Origin of the sequence: Pseudomonas capeferrum, assembly GCF_000731675.1 — a bacterium.
Taxonomy (GTDB): domain Bacteria; phylum Pseudomonadota; class Gammaproteobacteria; order Pseudomonadales; family Pseudomonadaceae; genus Aquipseudomonas; species Aquipseudomonas capeferrum.
In genome coordinates this window covers 973,488-986,397 of sequence record NZ_JMIT01000001.1, presented here as the reverse complement: position 1 = coordinate 986,397, position 12,910 = coordinate 973,488, and the positions used below count along the sequence as shown (strand labels likewise).

Sequence of the window (12,910 nt, the reverse complement as noted above, 5' to 3'; positions counted from 1 at the left end):
CGACGTGTCGGGCGCAGGTTTTGTGGTTATTGCCTACTACGGCTACCCGACACTCTATCACCCTTCAGCGCCCGGGCTCTGGCGGCGCTATGGGCAGGCGCAGGGCCAGCAGTGCGCCGAGGACCAGCAGCAGGGCAGCATAGGCGAAACCTGCGCTGAAACTGGACGTCAGGTCCTTCAGCCAGCCGACCACCAGCGGGTTGACTGCCGAGCCGATATTGCCCATGGCGTTGATCACCGCGATACCCACCGCACGGGCACTGAAACTCAGCACCTGGTCGGGCGTTGTCCAGAAAATCGACATAGCGCTGTAAGAGCCGCTGGCCGCCATGCACACCCCCAGCAATTGCACCGCCGGATAGCTCGACAGCGCAGTGAGCACCCAGCCAGCCGCAGCCATCAGCATGGGCAGCACCAAGTGCCACCGGCGCTCGCGGGTGCGGTCCGAATGCAGGCCCCAGACGATCATCAGGACAATGGTGCAGATCTGCGGGATGGCCGCCAGAAAGCCGATCGCCTGGTTACTGCTGGCGCTGTTGAAGCTTTTGACGATCAACGGCGTCCATACCGCAATCATTGCCAAGGTGTTGACCAGGCAAAAGTAGACCAGGCAGAACAGCAGGATGCGCGGCGAGGCCAGTTCGCGCCACACGCTGCGGGCAGGCTGTGTCGCAGTTGCCGTGCAGGCAGCGCGGTCCGCTTGCAGTGCGCGCTGCAGCAGCGCCTGTTCTTCGCCATCCAACCACTTCGCCTGTTGCGGGCGGTCATCCAGATAACCGAACACCACGCAGCCCATCAGCACCGAGGGCAAGCCTTCGAGCAGGAACAGCCATTGCCAGCCCTTCAGCCCCCAGATGCCATCCAGGCCCAGAATCAGCCCCGACAGCGCAGCGCTGAACCCGGCGGTAAATGGCATGGCGATCATGAACAGCGCGTTGGCGCGGGCCCGGTAAGCCGAAGGAAACCAGAAGGTCAGGTACAGCAACACGCCAGGCAAGAACCCCGCTTCGGTCACACCCACCAGAATCCGCAACAGGTAAAGCGAGGTGGCATCGGTCGCAAACAGCGTGCAGGTAGACGCCAGCCCCCAGGCAATCATCAGGCTGCCGATCCAGCGACGGGCCCCGAGACGCGCCAGGGCCATGTTGCTGGGTATGCCACAGGCGATGTATGCGACATAGAAGAAGGTACTGGCCAGGCCAAACTGAGTGCCCGTGAGGCCCAGGTCGCCCATCATGGTCAGGCCGGCGAAACCGATATTGATGCGGTCCAGAAACGACAGTACGAAGCAGGCAAACAAAAAGCCGATCAGCCTTTTCGAGATCTTTTTACACACGTGCTGATAGCGGTCGTCAACACCGGCCACCGTCGGGGTGGTCGCGCTGGCGATAGGACTGCGTGTCATGGGGAACTTCCTGATTATTGTTATAGGAAGGCTCGCCGGCTCGAACAGATAAACCGGCGGCAAATGCACGAAAGCCAGGGGCTGATTACAGGTCCAGCAACGCCGTGCGCGTCAGCGCCAGAAACTGCTCTGCGTCGCCAAGCGCCTGGGCGCTGAGCAGCGCCAGTTTCACCAGAAACAGCTCGCGTTTGCCCTCTTCGATGTGGTCAAGGGCATCCGCTAGCTGGTCGTAGAGGGTCTCAATGTCGCTGATGGTCAATTGCTTGTGTTCCATAGGGTTCTCACTCATTGCCCAAAGCGGTTTCGACGGCATCACGCAAAGCCTGCCCATTGAGGTGATGCCAGCGCGCGCAAACGTGCTGGTCCGGGCGCATCAGGTAAGCACCGCCCGCCGACGCACCATATTTGTTGCGCAGGTGGCCGCCAGGGTCGTCGATCACCCCGTCTGCGCCCCGGACCTCACCTTGCCGATTACCCACGACAGCCAGCAACTGCAATGGCACGCCTTGGTCACGCAGGCTTTGCGCCTGCGCTTGAATATCGCTCGGCACTTCAATGGCATCAGTGAAATACAGCAGGCAGAACGACGCCCCTAGCCTGTCGAACAGGAACTGGTCATCGCCGAGCCGCACGTTCAGCAGCGGCGCGCCCTGGTGCGGCCCGCAGTTGAAGCGTGAATTGTCGTCATGCTTGCAGTTGAGTGCAGAGTCCACATAGTCATGTGGCCGCGAAGTGCGCCAGTGGTACAGCGGGCGGACGAACGCCTGGGTCAGTGACAACGACAGTACGGCATCGCGCAACAGGCGATAACCCGCACTGGGCGGCGTCATGAAACGGGTGCTCTTCCCCGCTTCGGCAATGATCTCGCGCGCGGCCCCTACCCGCTCCGCGCTATACGAGGCCAGCAGCCCCGGGCCGGCAATACCCTTGAGGGTCAGCGCCAGCTTCCAGCCCAGGCCGTGACAGTCCTGGAAACCGGTGTTGGCACCGCGCACGCCAAAAATGGGCAGCAAATGCGCGGCATCGCCGGTGAATATCACCCGAGTATGCAGGTAATCGGACAGTGTCAGTGCGCGCGCCGAGTACACCGAGCACCAGTCCAGCTCCCACTGCGGGTTCGCTACCCCGACGATGCCCAACTGGGCATTGATACGCTCGCGCAGGGAGTCAGCCGACAAGGCCTGTTCGGGCGTTTCACCCCGTGCCAGTTGATAGTCGATGCGCCAGATATTGCCTGGCTCGCGGTGCATGAGCACGGTATTGCCCGGGTTCCAGTGCGGGTCGAAGTACGCCAGGCGCTCAGTGGGCAGGTCTAGGTCGATCTTGATGTCGGCGATTACAAAACGGCCTTCGTATGAAGCACCTTCCAGTTGCAGCCCAAGCAGCGTGCGAATGGCCGAACGCGCCCCATCTGCGGCAACCACCCAGCTGGCTTGCAGGGTGTACTCACCCGCGGGGGTATCCACCTCCAGTGTCGCGCGGTCTTCTGCCTGGGCCAGCGCCTTGACCCGGTTGCCCCAGCGCAGCTCGATCATCGGGTTGGCGTGGCAGGCATCGACCAGAAACTGCTCCAGGCAAGGCTGTTGCAAGTTGGTCATGGGCGCAAAACGGTCATCGGGGTCGTGCGGGGCCTCCATGCGAAATACCCGCTGATTGCGGTAGTAGGAATTGCCAAAGCGCCAGGGCAGGCCCGCTGAGGTGACACGCTCGGAGATGCCGACCTGCTGCAGGATCTCCAGTGATCGACGGGTGAACACGATCGCCCGGCTGCCTTCGCTGACCTGCCGTTCGGCTTCCAACACGATCGAGGGGATGCCGTAGCGGGCCAGGTCCAGGGCCGTGGTCAGGCCAATCGGCCCAGCACCGACGATCACCACAGGGTGATGCTGCACCTGGGCATTCACGCTGGCGGTGTGGGCAGGGAAAACCTGGTAATCGAAATAGATAGAGCGACGAGGCTCTGCGAGTGGTGTGTGCATCACACTGCATCTCCGGATTGTTATGCTTTTTTTGGCCTGAGCCATTTCGGATATGCAGCGGACTGTAAGCGGTGTGAGAAACAGACATGTCCCCTTGAAGGGACAACTTTGCACAGCAGAAAGCACGCCCTCAGGAAAAAAACGCAGGATGTTGTGCGCAGAATTCGCTTGAGATAGACGGCCGCATTGCCCAAGGTGGCCAGCCTGACAGCTATTGCCTGAATAAAAGGCTGCAGGGCGTGGACGCAGGCGCACGACGACGCCTGTGTGTGGGGGGTAACTATTTTTGCGGTCGCAAGCCTTGCGCTGCACGAACGTTGCCAATTCCTCCCCGATAATAAGAGAGGACAAGGAAATGCAATCCAACAGTCTGAAGCAAAGCCTGAAACAACGGCACATCACCATGATTGCGCTAGGCGGGGTGATAGGCGCGGGGCTGTTCATGGGGTCGGGCAAGTTGATTGCCTCGGCGGGGCCGGCCGCGATCCTGTCATATTTCATCGGCGGCATCGTGGTCACCTTGGTGATGTTCATGCTCGGCGAGATGGCCTGTCGCAACCCGGACGCCGGCTCGTTCTCGACCTATGCCAATACCTACCTCGGCGAATGGGCGGGTTTTGCCGTCGGCTGGCTGTACTGGCTCAAATCGATGCTGACCATCACCCTGGAGGCGGTGCTGCTAGGCGCCATCCTCAACGACTTTCTGCCGTGGCTACCGATCTGGGCGGGCGCCTTCATCATGCTGGTGACGTTGATGGCCAGCAACGCCTACTCGGTCAAATCGTTCGCTGAAGTGGAGTACTGGCTGGCCGCGATGAAGGTCGCCACCATTCTCATCTTCATGGTGCTGGGTGTTTCGATACTGCTCGGCCTGCACAGCAACATCCCCTCCCCTGGCTGGGTCAACCTGACGGCGCACGATGGCTTCATGCCCAATGGCCTGTCGCCGGTGATGGCGGGCGTGGTGGTGGTGATCTTCTCGCTGGGCGGCAGTGAAATTGCAGCCGTTGCGGCCGGCGAATCGGAAAACCCGCGGCAGAACGTCATCAGGGCAATCAAGAGCGTGATTTTGCGGGTGATGCTGTTCTATGTCGGTTCGGTGTCGATTCTGATTCTGTGCCTGCCCTGGACAGACACTGAAAACCTGGCTTCGCCGTATGTGTCATTGTTCAGCCTGGCCGGGTTCAGTGGCGCGGCGGTGGCCATGAAGATCGTGTTGTTCATCTCGTTCATGTCGGTGATGAACTCGTTCATGTTTTCCAACTCGCGCATGCTGTTCTCGTTGAGCCAGCGTGGCCACGCGCCGAAGCTGTTCTCCCGCACCACCTCCAAAGGGGTGCCGCTCAACGCCCTGCTGCTGAGCCTGAGCATCTGCCTGTTGATCCTGACGGTGCACTTTGTCAGCGGCGGCGACCTGTTCATGACCCTGGCCAAAAGCAGCGGCACGTTCGTGATGATCGTGTGGATCTTCATCATCATCGCCCACTTTGCCATGCGCTGGAAAACCCGGCATGAAGCGGTCGACCCCACGGCGTTCCGGGCGTGGTTCTTCCCTTACGCCAATATCGTTGCGCTGTTCGCGCTGCTGGCCGTGATTGTCACCCAGGCCTTCGACCCAGGGTCGCGCTTTCAGTTCTGGTTTACCACGGTGACCTCACTGGTGGTGGTGGCGGCCTACTTCGTGAAACGTAATCGGATGGCGGCGAAGTCGGTTGGTTACGCAGGGAGCTGACCAGTGCAGGAGCGGGTTTACCCGCTCCTGCCCCATGGCGGCACGCTAAACCCCTGTGCTTGCCACCTGTTGCCCTTGATGACGAAGCGTGCCCTGCAAGCTAGACTCCCATGCTGAATTTGACTGTAAACACTTCGTTTGCCTGAAAATGTTCGGCGGTCATGCAGGCAGCCGGCCTCTGGTAAACCGGCAGGGGCAGCCCATGACTTTGCAACCTCCCGTCAACTTGACCAACTGCGATCGCGAACCTATCCAGATCCCCGGCAGCATCCAGCCGCACGGTTGCCTGTTGGCCTGCAACGCGTCGGCAAGCGTTGTGCTGCGGCACTCCGCCAATACCGCCGGCATGCTGGGCGTGGCGGGTGAAATCAACGGGCAACGGCTCGAAACCATCATCGGCAGCGAGGCTGCCCATACGCTGCGCAACGCGCTGGCACGCGTCAGAGAGGCGTCCCGACCGGCGCTGAGCTTTGCCGTGAGTCTGCCGTCCGGGCAGGTGTTCGATGTGGCCGCGCATATTTTCAAAGGCACTGCCATCCTGGAGTTCGAGCCCTCCGGTGCGGGCATTGCCGAACCAATCGAACTGGTGCGCACCGTCATCGCCCAGTTGCGCGAGATCGACCGCTCCGACAAGCTGTTCCCCGATACTGCCCGGCGTGTTCGCGCACTACTGGGTTATGACCGGGTGATGATCTACCAACTTGGCGTCGACGGCGCCGGCAAGGTCATTGCCGAGGCCAAGCGCAGCGGCCTCGAAAGCTTTCTGGGGCAGTACTTCCCCGCCTCGGACATTCCTCAGCAGGCACGCGCCCTGTACCTGCGCAACCCGGTGCGAATCATTGCCGATGCCCAGTTCAGAACCGTGCCGATCGAGCCGGTACTGGACCTTTCCGGCGAGCCACTGGACCTGTCCTACGCGCACCTGCGCAGCGTTTCGCCCATTCACTGCGAGTACCTGAGCAACATGGGCGTGGGCGCGTCCATGTCCATTTCGATCATCGTCGACGGCGCGCTCTGGGGGCTGATTGCCTGCCACCATTACGCACCCCGCACGCTGACCATGGGTCAGCGGGTCGCGGCGGAGATGTTCGGCGAGTTCTTCTCGCTGCATGTCCAGACTCTGCGGGCCAAGCAAACCGTGGAAGCCGCTGCTTACGCCCGCCAGGTGTTGGACAACCTGCTGCGCGATGCCCACCGCACCGCGGATATCGAAGAACTGCTGCGTGCCCGCATGACAGACTTCCAGGCACTCATCCCTTGCGACGGCATCGCCATGTCGCTGCAAGGGCGCTGGTCGGCCGACGCGCTGACACCGCCCAAGGCGGCGGTACCGAACCTGCTGCGCTTTGCCGAGGGGGTCGCCGAGGGGCGTACATGGGCGTCGAACTGCCTGTCGATGGCGCACCCTGCCGCCCAGGATTATGCCGTCGACGTTTCGGGCGTACTGGTGATTCCGATGTCGCAGCAACCGAGGGACTACCTCATGCTGTTTCGCAAGGAGGTGATCGAAACCCTGGATTGGGCCGGTGACCCCAACAAGACCTACGAAAGCGGCCCGCTCGGTGAGCGCCTGACCCCACGCAAAAGCTTTGCTGTGTGGAAGCAGACCGTACATCAGCACTCGCAGCCCTGGTCCGAACAGGACCGCCAGTTCGGCGAGGCCATCCGCGCCGCGATCGTCGAGGTTGCCCTGCACAACAGTGAGCTGATGGCCGATGAGCGCTCCAAGGCCGAAGTGCGCCAGCGGATGCTCAACGAAGAGCTCAACCACCGGGTGAAGAACATTCTTTCACTGATCGGTGCACTGGTGGCCCACCCCACCACTGAAAACCAGACCCTCAACAGCTACGTGGCCACGCTGAAGGGCCGCATCCAGGCGTTGTCGCTGGCGCACGATCAGGTGGTGCGGGGGGATGGCGGCGGCCGTTTCGCAACGCTGCTGGAAGCGGAACTATCGCCGTACCGCACTGCAGCCGATGCCATCACCCTGAACGGCCCGAACCTGCTGCTCGATGCCCGCGCCTACTCGGTAATGGCGCTGGTGCTTCACGAGCTGGCGACCAACGCCGCGAAGTATGGCGCGTTGTCTCGGGCAGGCGGCAAGCTGGCGGTCAGCTGGACGATTGATTCGGGTGGGGCTTGCGACATCGCCTGGTGCGAAAGCGGTGGGCCGACGGTGCGCCCGCCGAGCCGAAGCGGTTTTGGCTCGGTACTGATTGAACGCAGCATCCCCTTCGACCTGGGCGGCAGCAGCACGCTCGAGTTCAGACCAGAAGGCCTGCATGGGTATTTCAAAATTCCTGGCAAACACCTGACTCAGCTTGAAACAGCCGACACCCCAGCGCCGCAGGTCGCGCCGGCTGCGCCACCGGTAAGCTGCACGGCCCTGGTCAATGCATGCGTGCTGATTCTTGAAGACCAACTGGTGATTGCCGTGGGCCTTGAACAGATTCTGGCCGATGCGCTGGTCGAGGATGTGATCACCGCAAGCTCGGAAGCCGAGGCAATGAAACTGCTGGCCAGCCACAGGCCTGATGTCGCCGTGCTGGACATCAACCTGGGGACGGGAACCTCCATTGCCGTTGCCGAAGCGCTCTCGCGCCAGCACATCCCATTCCTGTTTGCCACGGGTTACGGCGACAGTGTCAGCATTCCCGCGCACTTGAAGCACGTTCCCGTGGTGCGCAAGCCCTATGACGCCTTTTCGATATTGTCGAACCTGGAAAGCCTGATCGACATTCGGAAAGCTACGGACCAAGCACAATAGCCAGCCGGGCTGGCATTAAAAACCCGCGCACAGGCGCGGGTCGTATTCGTTCAGCACCCGGTCACTTGTCCAACTCATCCTTGGTAATGGCGCCAGTGTGCGGATCAACGTGGAATTCGTACTGCTTGCCATCTGCCTTGATACCCTCGCCCTCCCAATGGCCATCATCGGCCTCGATCTTGGTGATCTGGGTGTAGCCGGCGCTCTTCAGCGCGGCTTCGGCCTGGTCTTTGTTCACCTTCCAGTCGGCGCCTGGCTGATCCGCCCAGGCAGCACTAACCCCCAGTGCACCCACCAGGGCCAAACCCGTGAACAGTCGTGTCATCGCTTTCATCGTCAACATCCTTTTTGCCAGAGTTAAACACTGCGACCCAAGCACTGTCGCTTCGGTTCAATTAAAGTGGCAAGACGGCTATTCATGACATAAGGGTTGATGTGCACTCATCAGAGCGCCTGAAAGGCATCGATGTATTTGTCTGCGTTGCAGACCTCGGCAGTTTTGCGGCGGCAGCGCAGCGCCTGAACCTGACAAGTTCGGCGGTCAGTAAAGGTATCGCGCGGCTGGAAGCGCGCCTGGGGCTGCGCCTGTTCGAACGCACCACCCGCCGGCTTGCCCTGACTGACGCGGGGCAGACCTTCTACAAGACCTGCTCACGGGTGCTGGCCGACCTCGAAGAATCGGAGCTGTCGCTGCACGAGGACTACTTCGAGCCGCGAGGCAGAGTGCGTATCGACCTGCCTGCGGCCTACGGGCGGCTGCACGTATTGCCGGTCATCCTCGACTACGTCAAACGCCATCATCAGCTGCAGCCACACGTGTCCTTTACCGACAGCTTCGTCAACCCGACCGAACAGGGCATCGATATCGTGGTACGTATCGGCGGCCCGGACGTTTGGCCGGACGAGCTGGGCCACCAGTTCATCGGCGCTCAGCGGGTCATCTTTTGCGCGTCACCGGCCTACTTGCAAGCGCGTGGCACGCCCGTCGATGAGCGTGACCTGCACGCCCATGACTGTGTGGTTTACGGGCAAGCCGACGGTTTGGGCAGCCCTTGGCACATGACCGGTACCCAGCCTGGCGAAATGGAACGGCGCTTCATGCCGGCGCGGCTTGCCATTGGCGATGGCGAAGGTGTGGTACAAGCCGTGCTGCAAGGCTTGGGCATCACCCAGGTGCCTACCTGGCTGGTCAACCAGCAACTGGCCTGTGGCGAGTTGGTTGAGGTGTTGCCGCACCTGGCAACAGAGGGCTTGCCGATGAACGTGGTATGGCTCAGGAAGCGCGAGGCCCTGCCACGCGTCAGGGCGTTACTGGACGTATTGCTGCAATCACTGCGCATGGACGGCCACGTTCTGCAGCCCGGTGATTAGTGAATAATATTCGCCAAGCCAGTGAATTTTTGCCAGCGATAAGCTTTTTTTGAATCAATACAATGGCAGCACCTTTGATTTCAGGAACTGCCTGCATGACTGCTGTTGAACGTCCTCCCCTGGGCTTGGCGACCAATCGACGCGCCACCTTGGGGACGTTGATCCTCGCCACCTCGGCCTTTCTGATCGTAACCACCGAGTTTTTGATGGTTGGCCTGCTGCCGGGGCTGGCAAGAGACCTTGATGTGTCGATTTCCAGTGCCGGGCAGCTGATCACGCTGTTCGCCTTCACCGTCATGCTCGCCGGCCCGCCGCTGACAGCAGCACTTGCCCACCTGGACAGGCGCAAGCTGTTCGCAGCCATCCTGGCCTTGTTCGCTGCGGCCAATGCGCTTGCTGCCATTGCGCCGAACATCTGGGTGCTAGCAGTAGCGCGATTCTTGCCCGCCCTGGCACTGCCGGTTTTCTGGGGGACGGCCAGCGAGACGGCGGCCAGGATGGTCAGCGCAGATCGCCAGGGGCAGGCCGTCGCGCAGGTGTACCTGGGCATTTCAGCGGCCCTGCTGCTCGGTATCCCGCTGGGTACCTTGGCGGCCAATGCCATCGGCTGGCGCGGCGCCTTCTGGGTATTGGCCGCCGCCTCAGCGCTGATGGCCTTTGCCGTGCTGGCCTGGATGCCAGCGGTTGCCCGCCAGCCTAAAGTCGACTTCAGCCAGCAGGCGCGAATTTTCCGTGAACCGATCTTCCTGGCCAACGTGGCCCTCTCGGTCCTGGTGTTCACCGCCATGTTCATTGCCTACACCTACCTCGCGGACATGCTTGAGCGCACCGCAGGTGTGGCAACAGCAGATGTCGGCTGGTGGCTGATGGGCTTCGGTGCCATCGGTTTGCTGGGCAACTGGCTGGGTGGCCGCGCGGTCAGGCAATCGCCGATCAAGGCCACTGCGCTGTTCCTGGCTTTGCTAGGGGTGGGCATGGCGGCATTCAGCCCGCTGGCTTCTGCACCGGTTACGCTCTGGGCGGCGCTGGCACTGTGGGGCATCGCCAACACGGCGCTGTACCCCATCTGCCAGGTGCGGGTGATGAACGCGGTGTCGCATTCCCAGGCGTTGGCCGGCACTACCAACGTATCTGCCGCCAATGCCGGGATCGGCCTGGGCGCGCTGCTGGGCGGGTTGGTCATCCCGGCGTTCGGTGTATCGTCGCTCGGTTATGTGGCGGCGGGCGTAGCCCTGCTGGCCATGCTGTGCGTGCCCGGCGTGGCGCGCCTGCAGGCACGGGCTGAGCATATGGCGGTACAACCCGGCTGACGGGCACTGCCTGAATCCGCGTATCATCAGGCCTCACAGCCGAGGCCTGTCATGTTCGATTGGGAAGACCTGCGTCACTTTTCTGCTTTCATCAGCGCCGGCTCGCTCTCGGCCGCCGCCAAGCGCCTGGGCGTTGACCACGCCACCGTGGCCCGGCGCATCAGCTCGCTCGAAGCGTCCTTGCAGCTCAAACTGGTGGACCGTCGGCCGCGGGCCTACGCCCTCACCGAACAAGGCTTGCGGGTCGGCGAGTTCGCCGAGCAGATGCTGGCCTCTTCGTTTGCACTGGAGCACTTTGCCAGTGCCGACCAGCACACCGTTGAAGGCGAAGTGGTGATTGCTGCCCCCCCTGCGCTGCTGGGCAGCATGGTGGCGCGCAGGCTGGGGGCACTGTATCAACGCTACCCCCATTTGCAGTTAAAACTGGTCGGCAGCAAGTCACGCGCCTCGTTGGCGCGTCGCGAAGCAGACGTGGCCATCGCCTTGGCCAGGCCCACCGAACCCACCTTGGTGGCCAGCTTGCTCGGCCATCTGGAATACACGCTGTACGCCTCGGCGGCCTACCTGCGCCAACGCGAACCGCAGGTGTATATCGGCTACGACGACTCCCAGGCCAAATCCCCACAGCAACTGTGGCTGCTCAAGCACGCCACAGGCCGCCCTTTCGCCCTGCAAAGCAACGACTTGCGCATCCAGGCCCAGGCAGCAGCCGGGGGCGTGGGCATTGCCTGCCTGCCCGCCTTCATGGCTGAGGAATACGGGCTCAAGCCAGTCAACGAAAACAGTTCGATGAGCATCGAAATCTGGCTGGCCGTTCACGAGGACGTGCGCAACACACCCCGCATCAAAGCCGTGACCGACTTTTTGATCGAACAGGTGAAGCCCCTGCTTCGCTTGTGAATTTTTGCAAACATCGCCTGCACATTCCGGGAATTTGCGCAGTGCCGCATCGCCGTTAACCTTGTGCCATCGCTCGGCAACTGCGCCGGGCAATGCCGCCAGAGAGGGCACGCAGATGCAGTACGTCAAACTCGGAAACACCGGCCTGGATGTCTCCCGGCTGTGCCTGGGGTGCATGACATTCGGTGACCCCGATGCCGGTACCCATCCCTGGACCCTGGATGTAGACCAGAGCCGCCCGATCATCCGCCACGCGGTGGAACAGGGCATCAACTTCTTCGACACGGCCAACAGCTATTCGGCCGGCACCTCGGAGGTCATCCTGGGCCAACTGCTCAAGGCGTTTACGCGCCGTGAAGACACGGTGATCGCGACCAAGGTCTTCTACCCCGCGAACATGTGGGAAGGCGCCAGCAAGCCCAATGAGCAGGGCCTTTCGCGCAAAGCCATCTTCAGCAGTATCGACGCGAGCCTGAGCCGCCTGGGGGTGGATTACGTCGACCTGTATCAGGTGCATCGCTGGGACTATCACACCCCCATCGAAGAAACCATGGAAGCGCTGCACGATGTGGTCAAGGCCGGCAAGGCCCGCTACATCGGTGCCTCGTCGATGTATGCCTGGCAGTTCGCCAAAGCCCAGCACGTTGCCGCGGCCAATGGCTGGAGCCGGTTCGTCTCGATGCAGAACTACCTCAACCTGGTGTATCGGGAAGAAGAGCGGGAAATGATCCCCTTGTGCCAGGACCAAGGCGTTGGGCTGATGCCCTGGAGCCCGCTGGCACGCGGGCGGCTGACCCGGCCCAAGGGGCAGGAAACGGCGCGCACGCTGAGCGATATTTCCGGCAAGTCGTTCTATGAGCGGACCGAAGCCGAGGATGGCCGGGTGATTGATGTGGTCGAGCAGATTGCCGCTGAACGTGGCGTACCCATGGCGCAGGTGGCGTTGGCCTGGGTGCTGGGGCACCGCGGCGTGTCTGCACCGATTATTGGTGCATCGAAGCCTGCGCACCTTGACGATGCCATTGCGGCATTGGGGCTTGAGTTGAGTGATGAAGAGGTCATGCGGCTGGAAGCGCCTTATGTGCCGCATGCGGTTACGGGGTTCAAGTAGGCCTTGGTGTAGGGCTTGGGAGGTTCAGCGCCTATGAGATCGAGCGCCGCCCGCGCGGCGCTTCGCGGCGCAAGGCCGCTCCCACATCTGTTTCGGGCCAGTTATTCCTGAAGCATTGCCGCGCGGCCCTTTGGCGCCCGCCCCTATATAGCGTCGTACAAACAAGGCGGTCGCGCGCAAATATCACAGGCCTCACTGGCCCGAAACAGATGTGGGAGCGGCCTTGCGCCGCGAAGCGCCGCGCGGGCGGCGCTCGATCTCATAGGCGCCAAAGAACTTGCGACAAGCACATCGCAAGCCCCCTGCAGCCTCGACGTGCCTCTCCCGGATTGACT

The 12,910-nt window shown here is 61.9% G+C and carries 10 protein-coding genes; 6 read left to right on the top strand and 4 right to left on the bottom strand.

Going from position 1 to position 12,910, the window contains the following annotated elements; genetic code table 11:
• Positions 1-64: 64 nt before the first annotated feature.
• The 3 genes from PC358_RS04315 to PC358_RS04305 all read right to left on the bottom strand — a co-directional run bounded on the left by PC358_RS04315 (position 65) and on the right by PC358_RS04305 (position 3,384).
• Positions 65-1,405 carry an MFS transporter gene (locus tag PC358_RS04315; protein WP_033697797.1) on the bottom strand — a complete coding sequence of 447 codons (1,341 nt, stop codon included), beginning with the start codon at positions 1,403-1,405 and terminating at the stop codon, positions 65-67.
• Positions 1,406-1,490: 85 nt separating this feature from the next.
• Positions 1,491-1,679, bottom strand: coding sequence for a hypothetical protein (locus PC358_RS04310; protein ID WP_033697795.1), 189 nt, complete (start codon positions 1,677-1,679; stop codon positions 1,491-1,493).
• A 7-nt stretch (positions 1,680-1,686) separates the two neighbouring features.
• Positions 1,687-3,384 (bottom strand): FAD-dependent monooxygenase, encoded by a 1,698-nt coding sequence (locus PC358_RS04305; RefSeq protein ID WP_033697793.1) that lies wholly within the window; start codon positions 3,382-3,384, stop codon positions 1,687-1,689.
• A 355-nt stretch (positions 3,385-3,739) separates the two neighbouring features.
• Between PC358_RS04305 and PC358_RS04300 the strand changes: the two genes are divergently transcribed.
• Together PC358_RS04300 and PC358_RS04295 are read left to right on the top strand one after the other, a co-directional pair.
• A complete protein-coding gene (locus PC358_RS04300; protein WP_033697791.1) occupies positions 3,740-5,116 on the top strand; it encodes an amino acid permease in 1,377 nt (458 codons plus the stop codon).
• Between the two features lie 202 nt (positions 5,117-5,318).
• The gene (locus tag PC358_RS04295; RefSeq protein WP_033697789.1) at positions 5,319-7,883 is read left to right on the top strand and encodes an HWE histidine kinase domain-containing protein; all 2,565 of its coding nucleotides are present in this window, start codon (positions 5,319-5,321) and stop codon (positions 7,881-7,883) included.
• Between the two features lie 61 nt (positions 7,884-7,944).
• Here PC358_RS04295 and PC358_RS04290 read toward each other — a convergent pair whose 3' ends face one another.
• Positions 7,945-8,217 carry a PepSY domain-containing protein gene (locus PC358_RS04290; protein WP_050506051.1) on the bottom strand — a complete coding sequence of 91 codons (273 nt, stop codon included), beginning with the start codon at positions 8,215-8,217 and terminating at the stop codon, positions 7,945-7,947.
• A gap of 101 nt (positions 8,218-8,318) precedes the next feature.
• On the opposite strand from PC358_RS04290, the gene PC358_RS04285 reads away from it, so the two are divergent.
• The 4 genes from PC358_RS04285 (at position 8,319) to PC358_RS04270 (ending at position 12,575) form a co-directional block, all read left to right on the top strand.
• Complete coding sequence (locus PC358_RS04285; RefSeq protein ID WP_033697787.1) at positions 8,319-9,254, top strand: LysR family transcriptional regulator; 936 nt, start codon at positions 8,319-8,321, stop codon at positions 9,252-9,254.
• A 95-nt stretch (positions 9,255-9,349) separates the two neighbouring features.
• Positions 9,350-10,564 (top strand): MFS transporter, encoded by a 1,215-nt coding sequence (locus tag PC358_RS04280; RefSeq protein WP_033697786.1) that lies wholly within the window; start codon positions 9,350-9,352, stop codon positions 10,562-10,564.
• Positions 10,565-10,615: 51 nt separating this feature from the next.
• Complete coding sequence (locus PC358_RS04275) at positions 10,616-11,464, top strand: LysR family transcriptional regulator (RefSeq protein WP_033697785.1); 849 nt, start codon at positions 10,616-10,618, stop codon at positions 11,462-11,464.
• A gap of 115 nt (positions 11,465-11,579) precedes the next feature.
• On the top strand, positions 11,580-12,575 hold the full coding sequence (locus PC358_RS04270) for an aldo/keto reductase (protein ID WP_033697784.1): 996 nt from the start codon (positions 11,580-11,582) through the stop codon (positions 12,573-12,575).
• Positions 12,576-12,910 lie beyond the last annotated feature (335 nt).

What these genes read in the sequence shown, in the direction of transcription:
- PC358_RS04300 (WP_033697791.1), top strand. Translation starts at nt 3,740, where the DNA reads ATGCAATCCAACAGTCTGAAGCAAAGCCTGAAACAACGGCACATCACC.
- PC358_RS04290 (WP_050506051.1), bottom strand. Translation starts at nt 8,217, where the DNA reads ATGAAAGCGATGACACGACTGTTCACGGGTTTGGCCCTGGTGGGTGCA.
- PC358_RS04270 (WP_033697784.1), top strand. Translation starts at nt 11,580, where the DNA reads ATGCAGTACGTCAAACTCGGAAACACCGGCCTGGATGTCTCCCGGCTG.
- PC358_RS04280 (WP_033697786.1), top strand. Translation starts at nt 9,350, where the DNA reads ATGACTGCTGTTGAACGTCCTCCCCTGGGCTTGGCGACCAATCGACGC.
- PC358_RS04295 (WP_033697789.1), top strand. Translation starts at nt 5,319, where the DNA reads ATGACTTTGCAACCTCCCGTCAACTTGACCAACTGCGATCGCGAACCT.
- PC358_RS04305 (WP_033697793.1), bottom strand. Translation starts at nt 3,384, where the DNA reads ATGCACACACCACTCGCAGAGCCTCGTCGCTCTATCTATTTCGATTAC.
- PC358_RS04315 (WP_033697797.1), bottom strand. Translation starts at nt 1,405, where the DNA reads ATGACACGCAGTCCTATCGCCAGCGCGACCACCCCGACGGTGGCCGGT.
- PC358_RS04310 (WP_033697795.1), bottom strand. Translation starts at nt 1,679, where the DNA reads ATGGAACACAAGCAATTGACCATCAGCGACATTGAGACCCTCTACGAC.
- PC358_RS04275 (WP_033697785.1), top strand. Translation starts at nt 10,616, where the DNA reads ATGTTCGATTGGGAAGACCTGCGTCACTTTTCTGCTTTCATCAGCGCC.